Annotated in this window: 25 protein-coding genes; 13 read left to right on the top strand and 12 right to left on the bottom strand. The window is 70.1% G+C overall.

Going from position 1 to position 22942, the window contains the following annotated elements:
• The first annotated feature begins 54 nt into the window (after positions 1 to 54).
• Complete coding sequence (locus ACSHT8_RS25985) at positions 55 to 684, top strand: type IV toxin-antitoxin system AbiEi family antitoxin domain-containing protein (RefSeq protein WP_436493518.1); 630 nt, start codon at positions 55 to 57, stop codon at positions 682 to 684.
• Positions 677 to 1453 (top strand): nucleotidyl transferase AbiEii/AbiGii toxin family protein, encoded by a 777-nt coding sequence (locus ACSHT8_RS25980; RefSeq protein WP_436493517.1) that lies wholly within the window; start codon positions 677 to 679, stop codon positions 1451 to 1453. The genes ACSHT8_RS25985 and ACSHT8_RS25980 overlap by 8 nt, the downstream gene beginning before the upstream one ends.
• A 48-nt stretch (positions 1454 to 1501) precedes the next feature.
• Here ACSHT8_RS25980 and ACSHT8_RS25975 read toward each other — a convergent pair whose 3' ends face one another.
• Genes ACSHT8_RS25975 through ACSHT8_RS25965 form a run of 3 tightly spaced genes read right to left on the bottom strand, consistent with a single transcriptional unit; the run spans position 1502 to position 3316 of the window.
• Positions 1502 to 1915 carry a glyoxalase superfamily protein gene (locus ACSHT8_RS25975; protein ID WP_436493516.1) on the bottom strand — a complete coding sequence of 138 codons (414 nt, stop codon included), beginning with the start codon at positions 1913 to 1915 and terminating at the stop codon, positions 1502 to 1504.
• 11 nt (positions 1916 to 1926) lie between these two features.
• A complete protein-coding gene (locus tag ACSHT8_RS25970; protein WP_436493515.1) occupies positions 1927 to 2508 on the bottom strand; it encodes a DUF2537 domain-containing protein in 582 nt (193 codons plus the stop codon).
• Positions 2486 to 3316, bottom strand: a complete 831-nt coding sequence (locus ACSHT8_RS25965; RefSeq protein ID WP_436493514.1) for a TrmH family RNA methyltransferase — start codon at positions 3314 to 3316, stop codon at positions 2486 to 2488. Before ACSHT8_RS25965 ends, ACSHT8_RS25970 begins: the two co-directional genes overlap by 23 nt.
• Before the next feature lie 177 nt (positions 3317 to 3493).
• Between ACSHT8_RS25965 and ACSHT8_RS25960 the strand changes: the two genes are divergently transcribed.
• Positions 3494 to 4990 (top strand): glutamate--cysteine ligase, encoded by a 1497-nt coding sequence (locus ACSHT8_RS25960; protein WP_436493513.1) that lies wholly within the window; start codon positions 3494 to 3496, stop codon positions 4988 to 4990.
• A gap of 75 nt (positions 4991 to 5065) precedes the next feature.
• Positions 5066 to 5695 (top strand): superoxide dismutase, encoded by a 630-nt coding sequence (locus tag ACSHT8_RS25955; protein WP_436493512.1) that lies wholly within the window; start codon positions 5066 to 5068, stop codon positions 5693 to 5695.
• 151 nt (positions 5696 to 5846) lie between these two features.
• On the opposite strand, the gene ACSHT8_RS25950 is transcribed toward ACSHT8_RS25955, so the two are convergent.
• The 3 genes from ACSHT8_RS25950 to ACSHT8_RS25940 all read right to left on the bottom strand — a co-directional run bounded on the left by ACSHT8_RS25950 (position 5847) and on the right by ACSHT8_RS25940 (position 9189).
• Positions 5847 to 7109 (bottom strand): MFS transporter, encoded by a 1263-nt coding sequence (locus ACSHT8_RS25950; protein ID WP_436502179.1) that lies wholly within the window; start codon positions 7107 to 7109, stop codon positions 5847 to 5849.
• Positions 7110 to 7207: 98 nt separating this feature from the next.
• Positions 7208 to 7654, bottom strand: coding sequence for a MarR family winged helix-turn-helix transcriptional regulator (locus tag ACSHT8_RS25945; RefSeq protein WP_436493511.1), 447 nt, complete (start codon positions 7652 to 7654; stop codon positions 7208 to 7210).
• Between the two features lie 80 nt (positions 7655 to 7734).
• Positions 7735 to 9189, bottom strand: coding sequence for an NCS2 family permease (locus ACSHT8_RS25940; RefSeq protein WP_436493510.1), 1455 nt, complete (start codon positions 9187 to 9189; stop codon positions 7735 to 7737).
• 17 nt (positions 9190 to 9206) lie between these two features.
• On the opposite strand from ACSHT8_RS25940, the gene ACSHT8_RS25935 reads away from it, so the two are divergent.
• Entirely contained in the window at positions 9207 to 9464 is a 258-nt protein-coding gene (locus tag ACSHT8_RS25935) for a DUF2530 domain-containing protein (RefSeq protein WP_436493509.1), read from the top strand.
• Here ACSHT8_RS25935 and ACSHT8_RS25930 read toward each other — a convergent pair.
• On the bottom strand, positions 9461 to 12358 hold the full coding sequence (locus ACSHT8_RS25930; protein WP_436493508.1) for a sacsin N-terminal ATP-binding-like domain-containing protein: 2898 nt from the start codon (positions 12356 to 12358) through the stop codon (positions 9461 to 9463). The two genes, ACSHT8_RS25935 and ACSHT8_RS25930, sit on opposite strands and share 4 nt — an antisense overlap.
• A complete protein-coding gene (locus tag ACSHT8_RS25925) occupies positions 12355 to 13287 on the bottom strand; it encodes a DUF3027 domain-containing protein (protein WP_436493507.1) in 933 nt (310 codons plus the stop codon). The genes ACSHT8_RS25930 and ACSHT8_RS25925 overlap by 4 nt, the downstream gene beginning before the upstream one ends.
• A 58-nt stretch (positions 13288 to 13345) precedes the next feature.
• Here ACSHT8_RS25925 and ACSHT8_RS25920 point away from each other — a divergent pair, with 58 nt between their 5' ends.
• From ACSHT8_RS25920 to ACSHT8_RS25910, 3 genes are read left to right on the top strand one after another with little or no spacing between them, the layout of a single operon-like run.
• Positions 13346 to 14158: a glutaminyl-peptide cyclotransferase gene (locus ACSHT8_RS25920; RefSeq protein ID WP_436493506.1), complete on the top strand. Its 813-nt coding sequence runs from the start codon at positions 13346 to 13348 to the stop codon at positions 14156 to 14158.
• A 58-nt stretch (positions 14159 to 14216) separates the two neighbouring features.
• Positions 14217 to 15995 (top strand): MFS transporter, encoded by a 1779-nt coding sequence (locus ACSHT8_RS25915; protein ID WP_436493505.1) that lies wholly within the window; start codon positions 14217 to 14219, stop codon positions 15993 to 15995.
• Between the two features lie 10 nt (positions 15996 to 16005).
• Positions 16006 to 16461 carry a DUF2771 family protein gene (locus ACSHT8_RS25910; RefSeq protein ID WP_436493504.1) on the top strand — a complete coding sequence of 152 codons (456 nt, stop codon included), beginning with the start codon at positions 16006 to 16008 and terminating at the stop codon, positions 16459 to 16461.
• A 19-nt stretch (positions 16462 to 16480) separates the two neighbouring features.
• Here the strand turns inward: ACSHT8_RS25910 and ACSHT8_RS25905 are convergent, their stop codons facing one another.
• Positions 16481 to 16867, bottom strand: coding sequence for a cold-shock protein (locus tag ACSHT8_RS25905; RefSeq protein WP_436502178.1), 387 nt, complete (start codon positions 16865 to 16867; stop codon positions 16481 to 16483).
• Between the two features lie 194 nt (positions 16868 to 17061).
• On the opposite strand from ACSHT8_RS25905, the gene ACSHT8_RS25900 reads away from it, so the two are divergent.
• Entirely contained in the window at positions 17062 to 17259 is a 198-nt protein-coding gene (locus ACSHT8_RS25900) for a hypothetical protein (RefSeq protein WP_436493503.1), read from the top strand.
• On the opposite strand, the gene ACSHT8_RS25895 is transcribed toward ACSHT8_RS25900, so the two are convergent.
• On the bottom strand, positions 17256 to 17867 hold the full coding sequence (locus ACSHT8_RS25895; RefSeq protein WP_436493502.1) for a TetR family transcriptional regulator: 612 nt from the start codon (positions 17865 to 17867) through the stop codon (positions 17256 to 17258). The two genes, ACSHT8_RS25900 and ACSHT8_RS25895, sit on opposite strands and share 4 nt — an antisense overlap.
• Positions 17868 to 18015: 148 nt before the next feature.
• On the opposite strand from ACSHT8_RS25895, the gene ACSHT8_RS25890 reads away from it, so the two are divergent.
• Positions 18016 to 19227 (top strand): Nramp family divalent metal transporter, encoded by a 1212-nt coding sequence (locus ACSHT8_RS25890; RefSeq protein ID WP_436493501.1) that lies wholly within the window; start codon positions 18016 to 18018, stop codon positions 19225 to 19227.
• Here ACSHT8_RS25890 and ACSHT8_RS25885 read toward each other — a convergent pair.
• Positions 19224 to 19604: a VOC family protein gene (locus tag ACSHT8_RS25885; RefSeq protein ID WP_436493500.1), complete on the bottom strand. Its 381-nt coding sequence runs from the start codon at positions 19602 to 19604 to the stop codon at positions 19224 to 19226. The two genes, ACSHT8_RS25890 and ACSHT8_RS25885, sit on opposite strands and share 4 nt — an antisense overlap.
• A gap of 121 nt (positions 19605 to 19725) precedes the next feature.
• A complete protein-coding gene (locus tag ACSHT8_RS25880) occupies positions 19726 to 21342 on the bottom strand; it encodes an AMP-binding protein (protein WP_436493499.1) in 1617 nt (538 codons plus the stop codon).
• An 83-nt stretch (positions 21343 to 21425) separates the two neighbouring features.
• On the opposite strand from ACSHT8_RS25880, the gene ACSHT8_RS25875 reads away from it, so the two are divergent.
• The 3 genes from ACSHT8_RS25875 to ACSHT8_RS25865 all read left to right on the top strand — a co-directional run bounded on the left by ACSHT8_RS25875 (position 21426) and on the right by ACSHT8_RS25865 (position 22938).
• Positions 21426 to 21800: a YccF domain-containing protein gene (locus ACSHT8_RS25875; RefSeq protein ID WP_436493498.1), complete on the top strand. Its 375-nt coding sequence runs from the start codon at positions 21426 to 21428 to the stop codon at positions 21798 to 21800.
• Positions 21801 to 21893: 93 nt separating this feature from the next.
• Complete coding sequence (locus tag ACSHT8_RS25870) at positions 21894 to 22793, top strand: helix-turn-helix domain-containing protein (RefSeq protein WP_436493497.1); 900 nt, start codon at positions 21894 to 21896, stop codon at positions 22791 to 22793.
• On the top strand, positions 22678 to 22938 hold the full coding sequence (locus ACSHT8_RS25865; protein ID WP_436493496.1) for a DUF397 domain-containing protein: 261 nt from the start codon (positions 22678 to 22680) through the stop codon (positions 22936 to 22938). Before ACSHT8_RS25870 ends, ACSHT8_RS25865 begins: the two co-directional genes overlap by 116 nt.
• The last annotated feature ends 4 nt before the right edge of the window (positions 22939 to 22942 follow it).

Genomic DNA, 22942 nt, shown 5'->3' with positions numbered 1-22942 from the left:
GAAGGCGCCATCATTACTATGAACGTAGGCTCTCAGCCTACGGAGGTAGTAACGATGGCTATCGGCGTCCCGGCCGAGTTGGCTCGCAGGCGTAACCGGGTGTTCCGCCCGAGGGACCTTGGCGATATCTACGCGCATCCCCGCGCCGAGGTCGCCAGACTCGCCAACGCAGGCGCCGTCCGGCGACTCGCGAACGGGTACTACGCCTTGGTCCCCCAGCAGCGCTGGGGTGATCACACCTGGTCGCCGGACCTGAACGCCGTGGCAATGGGCGTGGGTCAGGCCGACTACGGCGTCGACTCCGTGGCACTCATGGGCCTCAGCGCGGCCCGGATCCACGGCGCCATTCCACGCGCGCTCGCCACCGCCGTCGTCGCGGCGCCCAAGCAACGTCCGCCCCTCATCGTGGACCGGGGAGCAGTCGTCTTCGTTGCGCGCGTGGTGTCCACTTTGGATGTCGAGCGCACCCGAACGGAACTGACCGATGGCTGGGTGACGACGGTCGAACAGACAATCATCGACCTCGCACATCGACCGACACTCGGTGGAATCACCGAACTGGACGCTCACGAGGCGATCCGTGCCATGACCACACAAGCCGACTGGACGCTCGTCAAGGAACTCGCGACGAGAAGCCACCGACCCTCGGCCCTCCGCACGGCGTTGGAGATCGCGGATGCTTGACCCCACGGAACTGGCACGAACAGCCGCCGAGTTCGGCGTCGCCGATGATCAGGTTCACCGAGACCACCTGATCAGCCACATTCTGCACGCCCTCGGCGAAATGGACGTGCCCGTCACCTTCTTCGGCGGAACCGCACTCGCCCGGACCTGGGCGTCGAATCCGCTCGACGGACGGCTGTCCGAAGACATCGATCTGCTGACCCCAGACCGCGGAACCGTAGCGTCAATGATCACCGACGCGCTCCCCCGCGCCCTCCGCCGCGAATTTCCCCGCACCACCTGGTCCCCGCCACTGACCGATGTTCGAGCGGTCGATCCGGCGACACTGGTGACGTCCGAGGGGCTCAGGGTTCGTGTTCAACTCCTGGACTCGAGCGAACACCGTGAATTCGCGGCCTGGCCAACGGCACGCCACCCAATTGAGATGCGATACAGCGACGTCGAACCGACCGAATTGCTTGTCCCCACACTGACATCATTCGCTGGAATGAAGACAGTCGCCTGGATGGATCGAGGGGCGGCACGCGATCTCTACGACCTCGCCGTACTGGCCCGCTTGGACGCATTGACAGCAGAAGCAGCGGATCTCGTCCATACGATAACCGGATGGTCCGTACGACCGTATGCGTTCCGCACACTTCCCTCATTTGACTGGCACGCACAACTCGGGCACCAGACCAACCAACTCCCACCAGCGGAGAGTTGCCTCAGCGCCGTCCGAGCGGCCTACGCGAAATCACTGGAGTGGGAACCCGCCTCACGCGATTAGGCCCCTAACTTCGTCGAGACGTTCAGCCCGTGTTTGTGGGGTCGGTGATCACTTGCGGGCCGTGATCTGCTGTACCGCCCAACTGTTGCCGTCCGGGTCGTCGAAGAAGCAGAAGCCCTGGTTGTTCAACTCGTCCTCTTCAGTCGCGGGCCGGAAGCCCGAAGGACCCGCCACCTTGATCTCGCTCACCTCAACACCCCGCGAAACCAATTCCGCGTGCCCCGCCCGCAGGTCCCGCACCACCAACTGGAGACCCTTGATCGACCCAGGCGTCATGTCCCCGATGCCCTTGCCGATCACGATGGAGCAGCCCGATCCCGGCGGCGTCAGCTGGACGATGCGGAGTTCCTCGCTGAACGGCGAGTCGTGGTCGACGTTGAAGCCGAGTTTGTCCGCGTAGAACTCCTTGGCGCGGTCCACATCGGTGACAGGGACGACGACGACTTCCAGTGTCCAGTCCATCAGGCGATTCCTTACGCGAAGAGGATGAAGGGCAGGCTGATCCATCCAACCGCGATCCCCGCCGCCGTGCCGAACGCGAGCCAGCGCAGGATCGGGGTGTGTCGGGCGAGCCACACCGACGGCAGCAGACCGGCCGTGATGACGACGTTCGAGCCGATCGCCAGCAACGTGCTTGTCTCCAGCAGTGTCGCGGCGAGGGCGTTGATCGCCACGACGACGAACAGGAAGACGAACGCCGACACGGCCAGGCCGGTGAGCCAGGGGGTCGGCTCCTTGGGCTTCGGCTTCGGTGGTTCGGCGGCGGGCGGTTCGATCAGGGAGACCTCGCCCGACAGCGGGTCGACATAGTTGATCGGCAGGCCCATGGCGTCGGCGACGCGGGTGGCCAGTTGCTTTCCGCGCTGGGACACGACGATCCCGGCGGACTCGTCGGTGGCCTCGGTGCGGCGGACCGCGCCGACGACCTTGGCCCACTCGTGTAGGGCGTCGGACAGGTCGGCGCCCAGGGCGAGGGTGTGGGGGTCGACCTCCCGTTCGTCGGCGCCGTCGTGGCCGACGAGCACGGCTCGCTCATCCCTGGCGTGCAGTTCCACCGGTCTCCCCTTCACTGAGCGCGTAGAACGCGACCGCCCCCGCGGTGGCCACGTTGAGCGAGTCGACGCCGCCCGCCATCGGGATGCGCACCGCCAGGTCGGCCGCGGCGATGGCCTCCTCGGTCAGCCCCGGCCCCTCCGAGCCGAGCAGCACCGCCACCCGTTCGCCGGGGCGGACGGCCTCGGACAGCGGTACCGATCCGGGCGCCGGAGTGAGCGCGATGACTTTGAATCCACTGTCGCGCAACCACTTCAGCCCGTCGGGCCACGGCTCCAACGGGGCGAACGGCACCGCGAGCACGTGCCCCATCGACACCCGCACACTGCGCCGGTAGAGCGGGTCGCTGCACCCCGGCGCGAGCAGCACGCCGTCGACGCCGAGGGCGGCGGCGTTGCGGAACAGCGCGCCCAGGTTCTCGTGGTCGCCGACGCCCTCCAGGACCGCCAGCGTCCGGGCGTTCGCGGCCAGTTCCGCGAGGTCCGGCGGGGCCGCCCGGTCGGCCGCGGCCAGCACTCCCCGATTGAGGTGAAAGCCCACGGTTTCGGCCATGACCTCGGCGGAAGCCACGTACGCGGGCACGTCCAACCCGTCGAGTTCCGGGCCGAGCGCCTCGATGCGCCGACGCACCCCGAGCAGCGCGCGCACCGGGTAGCGCGAGGCGAGCAGCCGCTGCACCACGACGACACCCTCGGCTATCACCAGACCGCGCCCGCCGGGCCGGTCCGGGCGGCGGTCGGCGGTCGACAGGTCGCGGAAGTCGTCGAGCCGGGGGTCCGACGGATCCGTCACCTCAATCACCTGCGCCACACCGCGCAGTTTCGCACGCTCGGGACCCGCGTGAGCACCGACTGACACTGTTCGCTCAGCGTTACCTCGACATAACTCACGGCACCAATTTGGCCGCTAGTAAGGGAGTCGACCCTGTGAAACCGTTGTCCTCCCGCACGAATGCCGGGCACAGATCCGGCCGGACGGGAGGGCGGCATGGGGCAGAACATCGCGAGTGAGGCATTCAGCCGCGAGGACCGACAGCGCTATCGCCAGAAGGTGCAGCGGTGCCTCGACGCGCTGGAACGCATGCTCACCGAGGGCGGTTTCGCGAAATCCCCGCCGTGGATGGGCCTGGAGATCGAGCTGAGCCTGGTCGACGCCGACCTGCAGCCCGCGATGCTCAACGACACGGTGCTGGAGAAGATCGACGACCCCTGCTACACCACCGAACTCGGCCAGCAGAACCTCGAACTCAACGTGCGCCCCCGCCCGCTGCGCGGCAGGCAGTCCGCCGACCTGGAGACCGAGCTGCGCGAGTCGCTCACCGAGGCCGGGCACGCCGCGTCGGCCGCGGGCGCGACGCTGGTCATGATCGGCACCCTGCCGACCCTGCGAGGCGAGCACTTCAACTCCAAGTGGCTGTCGCACAGCCCGCGCTACCGCAAGCTCAACGACCAGATCTTCGCCGCCCGCGGCGAGGAGATGCTGCTGAACATGGAGGGCGCGCCGCTGCCCGGCCAGCGCCCGGAACGGCTGCGCAGCCTGCAGGACTCGATCCTTTCGGAGTCGGCGTGCACGTCAGCGCAGCTGCACCTGCAGGTGCCGCCGGAGAAGTTCGCCGCCAACTGGAACGCCGCGCAGTGCCTGGCCGGGGTGCAGGTCGCCCTCGCGGCGAACTCGCCGTTCCTGCTCCGCAAGGCCCTGTGGCACGAGACGCGCATCCCGCTGTTCCAGCAGGCCACCGACACCCGGCCGCAGGAGTTGAAGAACCAGGGCGTGCGGCCGCGCGTGTGGTTCGGCGAGCGCTGGATCACGTCGATCTTCGACCTGTTCGAGGAGAACGTGCGCTACTTCCCCGGCCTGCTCCCGGAAGTCGACGACGAGGACCCGTTCGAGGCCCTCGACTCCGGCCGCGCGCCGAAGCTCGCCGAGCTGCGCCTGCACAACGGCACGATCTGGCGCTGGAACCGCCCGGTCTACGACGTCATGGACGACATCCCGCACCTGCGTGTGGAGAACCGGGTGCTTCCGTCCGGCCCCACGATCATCGACCTGATGGCGAACGCGGCCTTCTTCTACGGCGCCCAGCGGGCGCTCACCAAGGAAGACCGTCCCGTTTGGACACAGATGTCGTTCCAAGCCGCCGAGGAGAACCTGCACGCGGGTGCCCGCAACGCCTTCGACGCGCAGCTCTACTGGCCCGGCATAGGCTGGGTCCCGCCGGACGAACTGGTCCTGCGCCGCCTGCTTCCGATGGCCCACGAGGGCCTGATCGACTGTGGCGTCTCCGACCAGTCCCGCGAGCGCTACCTCGGGGTGATCGAGCAGCGCTGCCTCGCCCGCCGCACCGGCTCGACCTGGCAGCGCGGGACCGTCGCCCGCCTGGAGTCCCGCGGCCTGAGCCGCGACGCCGCCCTGGCGGAGATGCTGCGCCGCTACATCGAACTCAGCGAGGCGGGCGAGCCCGTGCACACCTGGCCCGATTACTGAGACACCCCGCGCGCTCCGAGCTTGTTGCCAGTAAGTTGCAGTTAGAACTGACTGGCAACAAGCGAGGAGTGCGCGGTGGCGCCCTACACCCTGCCCGACCTGGACTACGACTACGGCCTGCTGGAACCGGTGATCAGCGGCGAGATCAACGAGCTGCACCACGGCAAGCACCACGCGGCCTACGTCAAGGGCAGCAACGACACGCTCGACAAGATCGCCGAGGCGCGCGCCAAGGGCGACTTCGGCGCCATCGCGGGACTGGAGGCCGCGCTCGCGTTCAACCTGGCGGGCCACGCGCTGCACACACAGTGGTGGAAGAACCTCAGCCCGGACGGCGGCGACAAGCCGACCGGCGAGCTGGCCGCGGCCATCGACGAGGACTTCGGCTCGTTCGACGGCCTGCGCGCCCAGCTCAACGCGGCGTCGGCCACGATCCAGGGCTCCGGCTGGGGCGTGCTGGCGTGGGACCCGCTGGGCGAGCGCCTGATCACTCAGCAGCTCAAGGACCACCACTCGAACCTGTCGATCTCCACCACGCCGTTGCTGGTGATCGACACCTGGGAGCACGCGTACTACCTGCAGTACCGCAACGTGAAGACCGACTACATCGAGCGGCTGTGGGACATCGTGAACTGGGCCGACGTGAGCGCCCGGTTCGACGCGGCCCGCGCGGGGGCCAACGGCCTGCGCCCGCCCGCGGCGTAATCCGAGAACTCGGCGGCGGTGCTCCGACAAGCCCTTGTCGCCGACGAAACAGTGCGGCCCCACTCCCGGACGCTGGGAGCGGGGCCGCACTGCGTTCCCGAACTGACTGCCGCTCCCACCACGAAGCGACGCGACTTAGGTTAGCCTAACTTCACTTGACCGGCAAGCCCGGCCGATCACGCCGGAGCACGTGCTGACGACCCCACTTCCGGACCGGCAGCTTCACCCCACCCCGGCGGACGAGCACGATGCCGCACACCACCGCCGTCAGCGCGGCCACCGCCCCGCCGACGTAGATCGGCGACCGCGGCCCCCACTCCGCGGCCATCCAGCCGACCATCGGCGCCCCGATCGGATTCCCGCCAAGGAAGACCAGCATGTAGAGGCCCATGACCCGGCCCCGCATCTCCGGCGCGACCGCGAGCTGCACCGTCGAGTTGGCCGTCGTCATGAAGGTCATCAGCGCGATTCCGACCGGGATCAGCGCGATGGCGAAGGTCGTGTAGGTCGGCATCAGCCCGACCGTGACTTCCAACACACCGAAGGCGAACGCCGAGCCGAGCAGCACCCTGGTCCGCGGCCGGGCCCGCCGCGCCGCGAGCAGCGCGCCGCAGAGCGTGCCGATCGCCAGCGCCGTCGACAGCAGTCCGTACCCGTCGGCGTCGCGCCCGAACACCTTCGCCGCGACCACCGCCAGTGTCACGAAGAACGTCATGCCGAACGTGCTGACGAAGAACACCAGCACCATCACCACGATGATGTCCGGCCGTTTCCGCACGTAGCGAAGGCCCTCGACGAGCTGCCCCTTGCGCCGGGGGATCTTCGGCGACGGGTGGAGCTCACCCGGCCGCATGACCAGCAGCCCGACCACGACCGCCAGCGTCATCACCGCGTTGGCCAGGAACAGCCACCCGGTGCCGATCAGCACGATCATGATTCCCGCGATGGCCGGACCGATCACGCGCGCCAGGTTGAAGCCCGTCGCGTTCAGCGCCACGGCGTTGGTGACCTGCGAACGCCCGACGATCTCGGCGACGAACGACTGCCGGACCGGCACCTCGATCGCGAAGAACACCCCGACCGCGACACACAGCACGTATACGTGCCACACCTCGACCAGGCCGGTGATGTCGAGGATCCCGAGCACCAGCGCACACGCCGCGAGGCCGATCTGCACGGCGACCAGCAGCTTGCGCTTGTCGAGCCGGTCGGCGAGCACGCCCGCCCACAGCGACAGCAGGATGGTGGGCGCGAACTGCAGCGCCGCGGCGATGCCGAGGGCGAGGGGGTCATTGTCGGTGAGGACCAGCACGAGCCAGTCCTGGGCGATGCGCTGCATCCAGGTGCCGAGGTTCGACACCAGGTTGCCCGCGGCGTAGGTCCGGTAGTTGCGCACCCGCAGCGACGAGAACATCCCGCCGCGCACCGGGGTTGACTCTGGGGCGGGCCGCGAAGGCGGCGGGGGCAGTAGGTCGGTCCGTTGCTCTCGGGTACCACCCGCTTGTGCCTGCACTAGTCCGCGTTCCCTGCCATCCTGTCGATGATCTCGACCGCGCGAGCGAGGATCTCCCGCTCGCTGTCGTCCAGTTCGGCCAGCCGTCGGTCAAGCCAGGCTTCCCGGGCGCTGATGTCGGCGTCGACATAGGCCCGCCCCGCTTCGGTGATCGCCACGATCGCCTGCCTGCCGTCGTGGGGGTGGGGGCTGCGCGTGAGGTAGCCCAACTCCTCCAGAGCGGCGATCACCCGCGTCATCGAGGGTGGCTGCACACCTTCTTTGGCGGCGAGCTCCCCCGGGGAGAGCGGGCCGCGCTTGTAGAGACACGACAGCGCCGACAGCTGGGTCAAGGTGATCGACGCGTTCGAGCGCTGAGCCCGCAGCCTGCGGTTCAGCCGCACCACCGCCAGCCGCAACCGGCTGGTCAGCGCCCGTTCGGTCGATCCAGAACCCTCCGACGACACATTGTTAGCATACCTCACTATTTATCCGCGCGCGCCTGAGATCTTGCGGAGCGGGACTCGTGGGGGTCTCGAAGCCCGCTCTATCCGATGGCCGCCTCGATGGGCCCGACGGCGAAGTAGACGACGAACGCGGCGGCCACGACCCACAGCAGCGGGTGCACCCCGCGGGCCTTGCCGGTGACCGCGCGCAGCACCACGTAGCTGACGAACCCGGCGCCGATGCCGTTGGCGATCGAGTACGTGAACGGCATGACCACGATCGTCAGGAACGCGGGCAGCGCGAGGGTGAAGTCGGCGAAGTCGATCTCCCGGATCTGGCCCATCATCAGCGCCCCGACCACCACGAGCGCGGGCGCGGCGGCCTCGATCGGCACGACTTGGTAAAGCGGCGTGAAGAACATGGCCGCGATGAACAGCAGGCCGGTGACCACGTTGGCCAGCCCGGTCCGCGCTCCCTCGGCGATGCCGGAGGCCGACTCGATGTAGACGGTGTTGGAGCTGGTCGACGCCGCACCGCCCGCGACCGCGCCCAGGCCGTCGACGAACAGGGCCTTGCTGACGTTGGGGAGTTGGCCGTCCTTGTCGATCACGCCCGCCTCCTTGCCGAGGCCGGTGATGGTGCCGATCGTGTCGAAGAAGTCGGTCAGGACCAGGGTGAACACGAACAGCGCCGCGGTGATCGCGGGCACCCGCCACCACGCGCCGAACGAGACGTCGCCGAGCAGCGACAGGTCGGGCAGGCCGACGACCTGGTCGGGCAGCGCCGGGTAGCCCAGGTTCCAGCCCTTCGGGTTGACCCCGAGCGACGGCCCGGCCTTGACGATGGCCTCCAGCACGATCGCGAACACCGTGCCCGCGAGCACGCCGATGAGGATCGCGCCCTTCACCCGCTTGGCCACCAGGATCGAGGTGATGATCAGCCCGACCACGAACACCAGCGTCGGCCACGACGCGATCGAGCCGCCGATGCCGAGGCCGACCGGGACCGGGGTGTTGGCCGCGTCCGGCAGCCTGCGCACGAACCCCGCGTCGACCAGCCCGATCAGGGCGATGAACAACCCGATGCCGACCGCGATCGCGGACTTGAGCCCGGCCGGGACGGCGTTGAACACGACCGTGCGCACGCCCGTGACGACGAGCAGCAGCACGACAAGGCCGTTGACCACCACCAGCCCCATCGCCTCCGGCCAGCTCATGGTCGGCGCGATGGTCACCGCGACCAGGGTGTTGATGCCCAGGCCGGTGGCCATCGCGAAGGGATAGTTCGCCACGAGTCCGAAGAGGATCGTCATGACCCCGGCGACCAGCGCGGTCGCGGCGGCGACCTGGTCGACCGGCAGGATCGCCCCGAACAGGTCCTTGTGCGCGGCGGCGTCCGTCGCGGCGAAACTGCCGATGATCAGCGGGTTCAGCACCACGATGTAGGCCATGGTCACGAAGGTGACCAGCCCGCCCCGGACTTCTCTGCCCGGCGTCGAGCCGCGGTCGGTGATCTTGAAGAACCGGTCGAGGGCGGATCGGGTGCTGGTCGCCATGGCGTAACCTCCGGGTCGTGGCCGAACCCGACCAGCCCCTGCGCCCCCCGCCGCCCCTTCCCGCGCGGCTGCTGGCGCTGGCGCCCATCGTCTACGTCGGCACCGGTGTGTGGTTCCTCGTCGCTGTCGCCCTGCTGGTGGTCGACACGATCCCCCGGGTCTGGCTGTGGACGGCCGTGTCTGGTGCCACTTTGGGCATCCTAGGCATCCTGATCATTCTTTGGCAGCGTCGAGCAGCCCAGCGTGGATCAAAGGGTGCCCAAAAGGTCAGCTAGATCAGGTGGTTCGACGGGTCCTCGATCAGCTCGGCGAGGGTGTGTCGGTCTTCCCAGCGGTCCGTCGTCCAAGCCAGCGCGCGGGCCAGCGCCTGTGGGGTGTCCTCGCAGTGCGCCACGTCGTCCTGGACCCACCAGGAGGCGGGACGGTCGCCGTCGGTGCAGTTGATGATCAGTTTGTCGTGGACGATCGGGCCGCCGTCCGGGACCGCGACACCCAGCAGCTCGCAGGCCGCCGCGACCGCGCCCAGGTCGGCCCAGGGCACGAACTCGCCGGTCGACGACGGCTCGCCGCCCACTTCCTCCGAGGCCAGCGGCAGGTCCAAGAGATCAGCCAGCGGCTCGGCCAACGCGAAGTCCGGTCCGGCTGAGACCACCGCGTCCTCGGCGACGACAGCCAGCAGCCACGGCGCGTCCAGGACCGAGCACTCCTGGGCGACTGTGCCCGCGAGCGTGCGGACGCCCGCCGGTGGGCGGACGTCGGCGGGGTCGAGCGTCTCGTCGAGCACGGCCTCGGCCAAGGCCGCGTGCGCGCGCAGGACGGCGCCGGTGCCGATGCCGCGGTCCAGGTCGCCGAGGCGGCCGAGCAGCTCTTCGGCGTCATCGGGGGTGTCGAGGACCAGTGCGGCGCGGACGCCGATGGCGGTCAGCACGCGTGGGTCGAGGCCCAGATCGGGAACGACGTCGTACAGCCCGGCCAGCTCAGTGGCGTCCGGCATGCGCCACTCGGTGGGCGCCGCGCCGCCGATGACGCCGTGGCGGGCGATCCACCAGCCGGTGTAGCCGCGCGGCTCCAGCAGGGCGCGCCAGGTCTCGGGTTCCGCGGCCAGCAGGCGCAGGGCGCGCGGCCAGGCGTCGGGGGTGACGAGGTCGAGGTCGCGCACGGCCAGCAACCGGTGCGGGGGCTCCGGGGCCTCGTCCCACCACTGCGCCTCGTCGGCGAGGTCGTGGTCGGGACCGGTCGGCGCGTCGTCCACGACCAGGGCGAACGCGTCGAGGACGCCCAGCGAGATGAGGACCGACTCGGGCCAGTCCAGGGTCGAGGACAGCACGCCGATGGGCGAGTCCTCGTCGAGCACGTCGAGCAGCGGCGAGCCAGGCAGCGCCAGCTCGTCGGCCCGGCGCCAGTCGCCGACCGAGTCGGGCAGCGCCAGGGCGCCCAGCCACGGCCGCTCCCCCACGCGGACCCCGGCGTCGCGCACGAGCCGCAGGACCACCTCGACCAGGCCGCCAATGTCCACACCGGACTCGACATCGTCCATGCTGCGCTCGACGGCCTCCTGCAGCCCGTCGAGCACGTCGAGCGCGCCGCCGCGCTGCGCGCCGAGGCGCTCCAGCATCGGGTGCGCGGCCTCGGGGTGCACGACGCGCAGCGAGCCGACCTCGGTGTGCGCCAACAGGTCCAGCAGGTCGGCGTCGCCGTCCATCAGGACCGTGCCGCGCGGGCCGGGCAGCGTGCGCCCGTCGGCCAGCGGCACCGGCAGGCCGCCGAGTTCGGTGCGCGCGGTCGGGTCGGTGTCGACCGCGGGAGCGAGCGCGGCGTACAGCTCGCGCCACCACGACGGCGGCCGGGTGATGCCGGTGATCGACTCGACCACGTCGGCCAGCCCGATCCGCTCGACGTCCAGCGCGGACAGCGCGGCGGCGTGACGCTGGTCGGACAGGTCGGCGAGGTCGGGCAGCACCTGGGAGAGCAGTTCGGCGAGGCCGTCGGCGTCGACGACGCGGGCTCGGGCGGGCGCGATCAGCTTGTCCGTCCCGGCGCGCGGCAGCCACTTCGCCTGGCGCAGCTCGGAAAGCACGAGCTCGCGCAGCCGGTCGTCCACTTCGGACAGCGGGAAGCCCGCCTTCGGCACCAGCAGTGTCCGGTGCTCGACGGGGATCTCGGACAACAGCGCCGGATACGCCCGCGCCGCCTCGGCCAGAACGGCGTCGGCCGCGAGGCCGGGCCGCAGCCGACGCCGCGACGGCTCGATCGGCAGCGTCGCGATCAGCCGCGCGGGCAGCGACAGCCGGTCGTCGGTCGGGGTGGGCGCGTGCAGGACGTCTGGGCCGAACGGCTGCGGCACGTTGTGCTCGTCGACCGGCAGCGCCCAGCAGACCATCCACAGCGGGCGGGCCTCGACGCCGAGGGTGCCCGCGACCTCGTCGGTGAACTCACCGGAGACGCGGTGGACCAGCCAGGTCGACACCCCGTCCGGCCCGTGCACCCGGACCCGGTCGCCGTCGGTGCGCTCCCACACCTGGTCGGCGATCTCGATGCGCCGCAGCCCGGGCAGGGCGAGCAGCAGGTCGACGGCCTGGGCGGCGAAGTCGGCGAGCAGCCGCGCTCCGTCCACATCGGACCGCAGGGGCAGCCGGACCTCGGTGGCGAACCCGGCGGGCGGCGCGTCGGCGACCGGCCAGGCAAGCCGCAGCACCGGCACCCGGCCCGACCGCTCCGCGACGCGCGCGCTCAGATCAGGATTACCGGCGACGGCGGCGCGGGTGTCCTCAGCCGAGAACCGCACGCCGCCGTTGAGACTGAGGACCACGGGATCGTCGGTCACCGCGAGCACCGCGGCGAACCCGATGCCGAACTGGCCGACCCCGGCGCCGCGCTTGGCCGACGCGCGCAGCGACGTCAGCGCCGCGACCCCGGCCGCGTCGAGCGGGTGGCCGGTGTTGGCCGCGCGGAGTTCGTTGTCCACAAGGGACACCCGGAGCGTGCCGGGCTCGTCGGCGGCGTCGGCGGCGTTCTGCGCCAACTCGACCAGGAGCCGGTCGCGGTAGCCGCCCAGGTAGAGGTCTTCCTCGGCGTTGGCGTCCTCACGGAAGCGGGTGGGCGAGGACTCCCACGCCCCCACCACGGCCGCCCGTAACGCGGCGGTGTCGAACGGGTCTGGCGTGTTCACCCGTCTGTGTCGCTACCGGCTAGCGGAGAACCCGACGGATCCACTGGATCAGTGCTCTCACCAGCAGCAGGGACGCCAACAGCAGAACCGCTGACCTCCACCTCGGGACTATCGGCCGAAGATTGACCTACCGGCAGATCTTCTAGAGGGGTCTCTTCCTCGACCGGCTCGGCGACCGGCTTGGGCTCGTAGTCCAGCGTGGCGTCGTCGTAGATGAGGTCGGCGACCAGCACCGGCGAGATCTGCTCGACCTCGGCCTCGGAGTGCGCGCCACAGCCGTACTCGGCGTGCACGACCCGGCCGTCGGCGGGCGCCAGCTCGTTCGCGCACACGCCGAACGCGGCGCCGAGCGAACCGGCGACCTTGGTGTAGAAGCCACAGGTGCCGCAGTGCGCGGGCGCGCTGCGGGCCATCTCGGCGGCGGGGCCGAACTCACTGGCGAACCAGCGGTCGGCGGCGTCGAGGCGGCCGATGCGGGAGAGCACCCGGATCCGACCGAGGCCCAGCTCGCGCGTGGCCTCCTCGATCTCCGGGTCGTCGCTGCCGATGTAGCCGGGGACCAGCCGGTCGTCGTCCTGGGCGGTCGGCAGCAGATCGCCGACGCCGAGGTCGCCCGCCTGGACGCGGTTCTCCCACGGCACCCACGCCGGGGCGGTGAGCGCGTCGGGGCCGGGCAGCAGCACGACCTCACTGACCGTCACCGGGGTGCCGGGGCCCGCGTGGGCCACCGTCACCGCCCAGCGCCAGCCGCGGTAGCCGGGCTTGTCGGCGTCGAAGAGGTGGGTGACGGCCGCGGAGTCCTCCGGCTGGGCCGCCACGTGCCTGCCGACCTCGGCCCCCGCCTGGGTCTCGGCGGCGGCGCGCGCGAACTCGACCGCCGACAGCAGGTCGGGGTCGGCGGGCGCTTCTGGTGCGGGCGTCGGGCTCATCACCGCAGATTGTGCCCCACGCCGATCAGAGGTCCGACAGCCGTGCCACGCTTGCACTGTGTTACTCCGCCGCACCGCCGCCCTCGCCGCGCTGGCCTGCCTGGCCGCCGCGTGTTCCGCGCCCGCCCAGCCCGCCCCCACCAGCACCCAAGCCGCCGCGCCGACGAGCGTCGTCGCGCTGACGCCGAAGGTGCTGGAGGAGCGGCCGCACGACCGCGCGGCCTTCACCCAGGGCCTCGAACTCGTCGACGGGGTCCTCTACGAGGGCACCGGCCTGGTCGGGCAGTCGGAGATCCGCGCGACCGACCCGACGACCGGCGCGGTCAGCAGGCGCACCCCGCTGCCGAGCGAGTTCTTCGGCGAGGGCATCACCCTTGTGGGCGATCGGATCTGGCAGATCACCTGGCAGGACGGCGTGGCCATCGAGCGGGACAAGAACACCTTCGCCGAGCTGCGCCGGGTCGACTACACCGGCGAGGGCTGGGGCCTGTGCCACGACGCGAAGAACCGGCGCCTCGTCATGAGCGACGGCTCCGACAAGCTCACCTTCCGCGACCCGGTCACCTTCCAGCCGACCGGCCAGGTCGCCGTCACCGCCGACACGGGGCCTGTGACCAGGCTCAACGAGCTGGAATGCGTCGACGGGACGGTCTACGCCAACGTCTGGCAGACCGACCTCATCATGCGCATCGACCCCGCCTCGGGCGCCGTAACCGGCCGCGCCGACCTCGCCGGGCTGCTCCCGGCCGAGGAACGCACGGGCACCGACGTCCTCAACGGCATCGCCGCGGTGCCCGGCACCGACGAGTTCCTGGTCACCGGGAAGCTCTGGCCCAAGCTGTTCCGGATCAGGTTCGACGGCCATCCCTGAGCGGGCTCGCACGTCTTGATACTCGGAAGTACCCCAGTACGGCAGGATGGATGATGTGATGCGCCCCGGGTCCGATCAGCCGCCGTCCGGCCGCCGCCGCGACGGTGGGGGCCGCAAGCGCTGGGGCTACCAGCCGCCCGCGCAGCAGGGCGCCGCCCAGCCGCCGCGGCCGGTCGACCCGCACCGCCAGCCCGCCGAACCCCGGCGCAGGCCCGTCGAGCCGCACCCGCACCCGCACGGTTCGTCGCGGTCCGAGCCGCCGCCCTGGCGTCGTGACCCCGAGCCGCCGCCGTGGCGCCGCGAGGAACCGCCCACCGACGCGATCCGGGCCCAGCGCCCGCCGACGCGCAGGCTGGAGCCGGGCCACGAGTACGAGACCTACGGCGACGTCGGCGACTACCCGCCGCCGCGCGACCCCCGCGACGTCCCGCCGCCGCAGTACCCGAAGAAGCTGACCGTCACCCGGGTCGCCGCGCTGCGCAGCAAGCAGCTGACCCAGCAGGCCGTGACGGCGTTCAAGCGCGCGGCCAACGCCGACGGCGCGGACAAGTCCGGCCTGTCCTCGCTCACCTACGCCACGATGCTCAACTACGCGGGCGACGCGGCCTTGGCCGTGGCGCTGGCGAACACCCTGTTCTTCTCGGCGGCCAGCGGCGAGAGCAAGGGCAAGGTCGCCCTCTACCTGCTGATCACCGTGGCCCCGTTCGCCGTCCTCGCCCCGGTCATCGGCCCGCTGCTCGACCGGATGCAGCGCGGCCGCCGGTTCGCGATGTGCGCGGCGTCGCTCGGCCAAGCACTGATGTGCCTGATCATGGCGATGCACTTCGACGACTGGGGCCTCTATCCGGCCGCGCTCGGCAAGATGGTGCTGTCCAAATCGTTCACGGTGCTGAAGTCGGCGATCACGCCGAGAGTGCTGCCACCGGACATCACCCTCGCCAAGACCAACGCCCGGCTGACGATCTTCGGCTTGGCGGGCGGAGCTGTCTTCGGCGCGATAGCCGCGCTGTTCGCCAACATCTTCGGCTCGCCGGGCGCGCTCTGGTTCACGGTCGTGATCTGCCTGATGGGCGCCGCGCAGGCGCTGCGGATCCCGGCGTGGGTCGAGGTCACCGAGGGCGAGGTGCCCGCGTCGATGAGCGCGCGGCTCCCGGTGCAGGCCAAGCGGCAGCCCATGGGCAGGCACGTGCTGATCTCGCTGTGGGGCAACGGCACGATCCGGGTGCTCACCGGGTTCCTGATGATGTTCTCCGCGTTCGCCGTGCGGGCGCAGAACGAGTCCGACCCGGTCCAGCAGCTGCTGCTGCTCGGCGTCATCGCGGGCGCGGCCGGAATCGGCAGCTTCGCGGGCAACGCGATCGGCGCGCGCATCCACGTCGGCCATCCCGAGCAGGTGGTGATCGGCTGCGTCATCGGCGCGCTGACAGCCACCATCGTGGCCACCTTCGCCGCGGGCATCGTGACGGCGGCCATGGTCGGCCTTGTCGGCGCGGTGGCCAGCGCGCTGGCCAAGAACAGCCTCGACGCGATCATCCAGGACGACCTGCCGGAGGAGTCGCGGGCGTCGGCGTTCGGCCGGTCGGAGACGGTCCTGCAGCTCGGCTGGGTGTTCGGCGGCGCGATCGGCGTGCTGCTGCCGCCGATCTGGTGGCTCGGCTTCCTGGTCGTGTCGGTGCTGCTGGCCACCGGTCTGACGCAGACGCTGCTGACCAAGCGCGGCCAGTCGCTCATCCCCGGCTTCGGTGCGGGCAAGCCGCTGAAGCTCCACATGCCTGGGCTGCGGCAGGCGTCACTGCACGAGGGACCGCCGCCGCACCCCGGTCCGCCCGGGCCGTAGGGTCTGACCTGTGCGTCGTTTCCTGATCGCAGTCGCTGCCGGTGCCGTGCTGACCGGGTGCTCGGCCACCCCGCCGCAGCCGGACGTGACCTTCTACTCCGACGGCGAGAGCGCGCGGGCCACCCCGTTCGTGCTCTTCGACATCGAGACCCGCACCCAGCAGCAGGACCGCGACGCGATCGTCCGGCTGAACATGCGCCCCGGGCAGCCGGTGCAGGTGTCGGTGTCCAACGAGATCGCCGAACAGCCCTGGGGCCTGGTGTTCTCCTACCTCGACCGCGACGGCAAGCGCGTCGACGCCAGCAGCAAGGTGTTCCTGCCCACCGACAAGCAGCACGCGTACACCCTGGAACTGCCCAACAAGGACGACCGCCTGCTGATCGCGGCCGTGCAGCGGCTCGCCGTCGTCAACGGCGACCAGCTGGTGCAGACCGGGTACTGGGTGCTGGCGGCTCAGGACGCCTGAGCCGCCGCGTCCCTTCGATTTACGGGTCGAGCTCGCGCGCCACGGCGCGCATGACCTCGGCGATGCGCTTGGACAGCTTCTTGTCCGGGTAGCGGCTGCGCGCGAGGTCGGGCTGGACGGCCGACTCCAGCATCTTGATCATGTCCTCGACCAGGCCGTGCAGTTCCTCGGCCGGCCTGCGCCGCGCCTCGACCACCGACGGCGGAGCGTCGACGAGCCGGACCGAGAGCGCTTGCGGCCCGCGGCGGCCGTCGGCCACCCCGAACTCGATGCGCTGGCCCGCCTTGAGGCCCTCCACCCCCGCTGGCAGCGCGGACGCGCGGACGTAGACGTCCTCGCCACCGTCCTGCGTGACGAACCCGAAGCCCTTCTCCGAGTCGTACCACTTGACCTTGCCGGTCGGCACTGATCTCACCGTTCCCTCGTTGTTGTCCCGCCCGCGCGCACGGACCCTCGTCGCACGCAAGACGAACGCGCCCTAGGGCGTGCCCGGGGCGCGTCCCACCAGAGTAGGCCACCCCGGGACGCTCGGGTTAGTTCGTATCCACACCCACCCGGTGTTACGTCGGACCTTCGCTGACGGCGAACTATCCTGGGCCCATGACCGAACCCGCCCGCGGCAACCGGATGCTCACCGCCGCGTTCGTCCTGTTCGCCGTCGGGCTGCTGGCGGTGGTCGCCATCTTCGTGCTCGCCGCGGCCGACCGGCACGCGCCGTGGCTGTGGATGCTGACCATGGGGCTGCCGATCGGCCTGCTGCTCGGCATCGGCCACGTCGTGCGGGCTCGCCGCTCCTAGCCTTCCCGCGGCGGCGAGACCAGCGCGTCGACGTGCGGGCCGAAGACCTCGGCGACGGCCGCCGCGGTCTCGGCGGCCGACTTCGACGGTGAGGCCGCGTAGCTGACGGCCAGCCGGACCAGCAGTTCCGCCACGGTCCGCAGCGCCGCCGGGTCGGCCGACGGCCAGGTCCGCGCCAGGTACAGGCTCAGCCGGTCGGTCGCCATGGACAGGATCGGGCCCGCGTGGTTGGTCACCAGCTCCAGCAGGCCGTCGCTGTCGTCGCCCGCGACGATGGCCTTGATCAGCGGCTCGTCCTCGGCGCCGACCAGGAACACCTCCAGCGCGGCGGCCAGCGCGGCGCGCGGGTTCTCGACGTGTTCGGCGACGGCGGCCTCCACGTCGCGCAGGAACCGGTCGGCCTCCCGCAGGATGTACGCCTGCGCGAACCCTTGGCGGGAGAGGAACTCCTTGTAGAGGGTCTGCCTGCTGACCCCGGCGGCCTTGGCCACCTCGGCCATCGTCAGCTCCGGCCAGGGACGTTCGCGCAGGAGGTCGCCCGCCGCGGACAGCAGGGTGTCGCGCAGCAGAGCTTTGGCGGCCTCGGCGTACGGCACGCGCACGGTCACCCTGACCAGGCTACCGGCCGAATGTCCAGAAACTGGACATTCTCGCGCTTGAGCGCAACCAACAGCGAATTTCACAGTTAACTTGGCAAAGTGATTGACACGTGAACCACATGTGTCAAGCTCGGTGGACTGAGCGGGAGGGGGTCGCGTGGCCGTCACCGTCCCCCGCGCACGCACCGGGGTGCCGCTGCTCGGCCCGGGATTCGTCGCGGCCATCGCCTACGTCGACCCGGGCAACGTGGCCACCAGCACCGCCGCGGGCGCCCGGTACGGCTCGACGCTGCTGTGGGTGGTCGTCGCCACGACCGGGATGGCCGGACTGGTGCAGTACCTGGCGGCGAAACTGGGGCTGGTCACCGGCAAGTCGCTCACCGAGGTCATGCGCGACCGGCTGAGCACCCCCGCGAGGCTGGCGTACTGGGCGCAGGCCGAGGTCGTGGCGATCACCACCGGCCTGGCCGAGGTGCTCGGCGGGGCGATCGCGTTGAACCTGCTGTTCGGGCTGCCGCTGCTGGCGGGTGGCCTGATCACCGGCGTGGTGTCGACGGTGCTGCTGATCCTGCGCGACCAGGCGGGCCAGCGGATCTTCGAGCATGTGGTGATCGCGCTGCTGGCCGTGATCGGCGTGGGGTTCGTCGCGGGCATGTTCGCCGCGCCGCCGACCGACGCCGACATCCTGTCCGGCGTCACCCCCGGTTTCGCGGGCGCGGACAGCTGGCTGATCGTGGCGATGTTCGGCGCGACGGTCATGCCGCACGCGGTCTACCTGCACTCGGCGCTGGCCAAGGACCGCGGGCCGCGCACCAGCCCCGACGGGCTCACACGGATGCTGCGCACGACCCGCACCGACGTCACCATCGCGATGACCGTCGCGGGCGCCATCAACCTCGCCCTGCTGCTGCTGGCCGGTTCACTGGCCGGTTCGTCCGATGTGGACTCCCTGACCGGCACCCACCAGGCCATCGCGGGCGGCCTCGGCGACGACTTCGCGCTGCTGTTCGCCATCGGCCTGCTCGCCTCCGGCCTCGCGTCGACCGCGGTCGGGACGCACGCGGGCGCGGAGGTGATGGCGGGCCTGCTGGTCCGCACGGTGCCGATGGCCGCGCGCAGGCTGATCACGCTGGTCCCGGCGATCGCACTGCTGTCGCTGACCGGCGACCCGACGCGGACGCTGATCGGCAGCCAGGTCGTGTTGGCCTTCGGCCTGCCGTTCGCCCTGGTCCCGCTGATCGCGCTGACGGCCCGCCGCGACGTGATGGGCACGCGCGTCAACCACCGGGCGACCACGGCGGCGGCGTGGGCCATCGCCGCCGTGGCCGTCGGACTCGACGCGGTGCTGCTGTGGGCGTTGGTCGGCTAGCCGGTCTGGTGCAGGCAGAGGATGTTGCCCTCGCTGTCGGTGAACCAGGCCGCCTTCTCCCCGCCCATGTCGGCGATGTGGTCGACGGTGCGCAACTCGGGGGTGTCGTAGTCCTCGAAGTGGACGCCGCGGCCTTCGAGGTCGGCGATCTCGGCCTTCACGTCGTCGACCTCGAAGGACAGGACGGTGTGCGTGCTCTGCGCCCCCGCTTCAGCGGGGAGCAGGCCGATGGCGTCGCCCATCCCGGCGGCGAAGATCGGCGAGCCGTCCGGGCCGGTACCGGTCTGGCTGAGCCCGAGGCATTCGGCGTAGAACCGACTGGCACGGTCCACGTCGGACACCGGGAGCATGGTGGTTATCGCGGATTTGGTGAGCATGGGGTCTCCTGGGTCCTCGCGCCGCTGTGACGCGGCTCACCCATGCTGCGCTTCGACATCCCGGCCGCGCAACGAGTCCAACGGCCCCGACCGCGTTTCGTAAGACGTCCGACGACTCCGCCTAGGCGTGCTTGATGTCGGCGTTGAGGCCCAGGAGGCGGACGGCCTCGGCGCGCATCTCGACCTTGCGGATCTTGCCGGTGACCGTCATCGGGAACTCGGTGACGACGTGGACGTAGCGCGGGATCTTGTAGTGGGCGAGCTTGCCGGTGCAGAACGCGCGGACATCCTCGGCCGTGAGGGGCTCCTGGCCGTCCTTCATCCGGATCCACGCCATCAGTTCCTCGCCGTAGCGCTCGTCGGGAACCCCGATGACCTGGGCGTCGAGGACAGCCGGGTGGGTGTAGAGGAACTCCTCGATCTCGCGCGGGTAGATGTTCTCGCCGCCGCGGATGACCATGTCCTTGATGCGGCCGGTGATGTTGAGATAGCCCTCTTCGTCCATGACGGCGAGGTCGCCGGTGTGCATCCAGCGCGCGGCGTCGATCGCCTCGGCCGTCTTGTCCGGCTGTTCCCAGTAGCCGAGCATGACCGAGTAGCCGCGGGTGCAGAACTCCCCCGGCTCGCCGCGCGGGACGGTCTGGCCGGTCACCGGGTCGACGATCTTGACCTCCAGGTGCGGGTGCACCCGGCCGACGGTCGACACCCGCCGGTCGACCGAGTCGTCCGCGCGGGTCTGCGTGGAGACCGGGGACGTCTCGGTCATGCCGTAGCAGATGGTCACCTCCGCCATCCCCATCCGCTCGATGACCTGCTTCATCACCTCGACCGGACACGGCGAGCCCGCCATGATCCCGGTCCGCAGCGCGCTCAGGTCGACGTCGTCGACGTCCGGCTCGGCCAGGATCGCGATGAACATCGTCGGCACGCCGTAGAGGGACGTGCACTTCTCCTCGGCGACCGCTTTCAGGGTCGCCTTCGGGTCGAACGCGGGCGCCGGGATGACCATGCACGCGCCGTGGGTCGTCGCGGCCAGGTTTCCCATGACCATTCCGAAGCAGTGATAGAACGGGACGGGAATGCAGATCCGGTCCTCTTCGGTGTAGTTGCAGAGTTCGCCGACGAAGAAGCCGTTGTTGAGGATGTTGTGGTGCGACAGGGTCGCGCCTTTGGGGAATCCCGTGGTGCCCGAGGTGTACTGGATGTTGATCGGGTCGTCGGCCGACAGCTCGATCCCGTCGAGGTCCTGCCCGGCGCCGCCGTCGACCAGCGCGTCCCAGGATTCCCGGCCGATCAGCACGACGTCCTTGAGTCCGGCGCACTTCGGCTTGACCTCGTCGATCATCGCCGCGTAGTCGGAGGTCTTGAAGGAGGGCGCGGCGACAAGCGTGCGTACACCGGCCTGGTTGAGCACGTACTCCAGCTCGTGCACGCGGTAGGCGGGGTTGATGTTGACCAGGATCGCGCCCAGCTTCGCGGTGGCGTACTGGATGAACACCCACTCCGCGCAGTTCGGCGACCAGATCCCCACGCGGTCACCCTTGCCCACGCCCTTGGCTCGCAGCCCGCGCGCGACCTTGTCGACCTCGTCGGCGAGCTGGCGGTAGGTCCACCGGCGCCCCTGGTCGACCAGCGCCTCCCGGTCGCTGTGGGCGGCCACGGTGCGGTCGAGGTTCCCACCGATCGTGTCGCCGAGCAGCGGGACGGTGGACGTGCCGGACGTGTAGCTGGGCAGCATGGGGCCTCCTTCGCTCGGCCCCCATCCTGCTCGCGGCGGCCCGTTGTGGCGAGTCTCAGGCCGGACTGGGAACAATGGGACAGGTGCGACTGCTGCTGAACCTCATCTGGCTGGTGTTCTGCGGGTTCTGGATGGCCATCGGCTATCTGATCGCGGGAATCATCTGCTGCGTCCTGATCATCACGATCCCCTTCGGCCTCGCGTCGTTCCGGATCGCCAACTACGCCTTCTGGCCCTTCGGCCGCACCATCGAACCCCGCGCCGAAGCGGGAGTCGCCTCCCTGCTCGGCAACATCATCTGGATCGTCTTCGCCGGCTGGTGGCTCGCGATCGGCCACATCGTCACGGGCGTGCTGTTGTGCGTGACGATCATCGGGATCCCGCTGGGCATCGCGAACTTCAAGATGATCCCGGTGTCGCTGGTTCCCCTGGGCGCGCGCATCGTGCCGGTCCGGTAGCCCGCGTTTCGGGGGTGGAAACGCCCTTCGCGAACGAGGGAATTCCGGCGCCGCAGGCGATCTGAGCCGCCGGGATTCCCTACCGTTCAAGGAATGGTGACGAAGTACAGCGCGGGCGGCCGCGAACTGGGCGACCTGCTCCGCACGCACCGCGAGGCCGCGGGCCTGACCCTGATCGAACTCGGCGAACGGGTCGGCCAGTCGGCCCCCGTCCTCAACCGCTTGGAGTTGGGCCTGCGCGCCGCCACATCGGAGACCGAGGTCGTCCACTACCTCGCCTCCTGCGGCGCGCCGTATCAGGACGTCCATGAGCTGACCGAGTTCTTCAAAGACCTGCGCGCCAAGCGCGGCCATTGGCTGTGCCCGAGCGGCCACTGGATGCCGGACTCGCTCCGATCCCTGATCTTCCACGAGACCAACGCCAACCGGGTTGTGAGTTATCAGCCCGAGGTGATCCCCGGGCTGCTGCAAACCGAGCCGTACATCCAAGCGCTGTTCGCGCGGAAGGAAGCCGACCCGGTTGCCAGGCAGGCGTGGGTGGAAGCGCGCATGGAGCGGCAGCGGATCTTGTCCCGCGCCAAACCGGCCATGTTCACCTTCTTCATCCACGAACGCGCGCTGCGACTGGAAGTCGGCGATTACCGCGTGATGGCTGAGCAGATGCTCGCGATGCTGTTCCTCGCCGACCAGCAGAACATCGGCATCCGAATCGTACCGGCCATGGCCCGCGAGACCGCGCTGTTCGGCGGGTCCTTCCTGTACTTCGGATTCGCCCGATACCGCCCGCTCATCTATCTCGACGGCGCGGTCACCGGGGTGTTCCTCGAAGATCGTGGATATGTCGACCGCCACCGGTCACTCATCCGCCAGATAGCCAATGTGGCGCTTAGTGCGGGACAATCCCGTGAACTCATCGCCACGCTGGCGGACGAGTACGACCGGTCGGAGGGCACCTGGGATGACCACTGGCAGGTGGCGAAAGAGCAGCTTTAGCTCCGGCACACAGAACGACTGCGTCGAGATCGCCCTGACCCCGGACCACGCAGGTATCCGCGATTCCAAGAACGCCCACGGCCCCACCCTCACCGTCACACCCGCGACCTGGTCCACCTTCATCACGGTTTTGACCAGCACCTAGGAGC

Source organism: Actinokineospora sp. HUAS TT18 (assembly GCF_051364635.1).
Lineage (GTDB): Bacteria > Actinomycetota > Actinomycetes > Mycobacteriales > Pseudonocardiaceae > Actinokineospora.
The sequence above is the reverse complement of the archived record's forward strand: the minus strand, read 5'-3'. Positions and strand labels throughout refer to the sequence as shown.

Coding starts and splice junctions, on each gene's coding strand:
- ACSHT8_RS25985 (WP_436493518.1), top strand. CDS start 55: ATGGCTATCGGCGTCCCGGCCGAGTTGGCTCGCAGGCGTAACCGGGTG.
- ACSHT8_RS25980 (WP_436493517.1), top strand. CDS start 677: ATGCTTGACCCCACGGAACTGGCACGAACAGCCGCCGAGTTCGGCGTC.
- ACSHT8_RS25975 (WP_436493516.1), bottom strand. CDS start 1,915: ATGGACTGGACACTGGAAGTCGTCGTCGTCCCTGTCACCGATGTGGAC.
- ACSHT8_RS25960 (WP_436493513.1), top strand. CDS start 3,494: ATGGGGCAGAACATCGCGAGTGAGGCATTCAGCCGCGAGGACCGACAG.
- ACSHT8_RS25950 (WP_436502179.1), bottom strand. CDS start 7,109: ATGTTCTCGTCGCTGCGGGTGCGCAACTACCGGACCTACGCCGCGGGC.
- ACSHT8_RS25940 (WP_436493510.1), bottom strand. CDS start 9,189: ATGGCGACCAGCACCCGATCCGCCCTCGACCGGTTCTTCAAGATCACC.
- ACSHT8_RS25925 (WP_436493507.1), bottom strand. CDS start 13,287: ATGAGCCCGACGCCCGCACCAGAAGCGCCCGCCGACCCCGACCTGCTG.
- ACSHT8_RS25915 (WP_436493505.1), top strand. CDS start 14,217: ATGCGCCCCGGGTCCGATCAGCCGCCGTCCGGCCGCCGCCGCGACGGT.
- ACSHT8_RS25900 (WP_436493503.1), top strand. CDS start 17,062: ATGACCGAACCCGCCCGCGGCAACCGGATGCTCACCGCCGCGTTCGTC.
- ACSHT8_RS25885 (WP_436493500.1), bottom strand. CDS start 19,604: ATGCTCACCAAATCCGCGATAACCACCATGCTCCCGGTGTCCGACGTG.
- ACSHT8_RS25880 (WP_436493499.1), bottom strand. CDS start 21,342: ATGCTGCCCAGCTACACGTCCGGCACGTCCACCGTCCCGCTGCTCGGC.
- ACSHT8_RS25870 (WP_436493497.1), top strand. CDS start 21,894: ATGGTGACGAAGTACAGCGCGGGCGGCCGCGAACTGGGCGACCTGCTC.
- ACSHT8_RS25865 (WP_436493496.1), top strand. CDS start 22,678: ATGTGGCGCTTAGTGCGGGACAATCCCGTGAACTCATCGCCACGCTGG.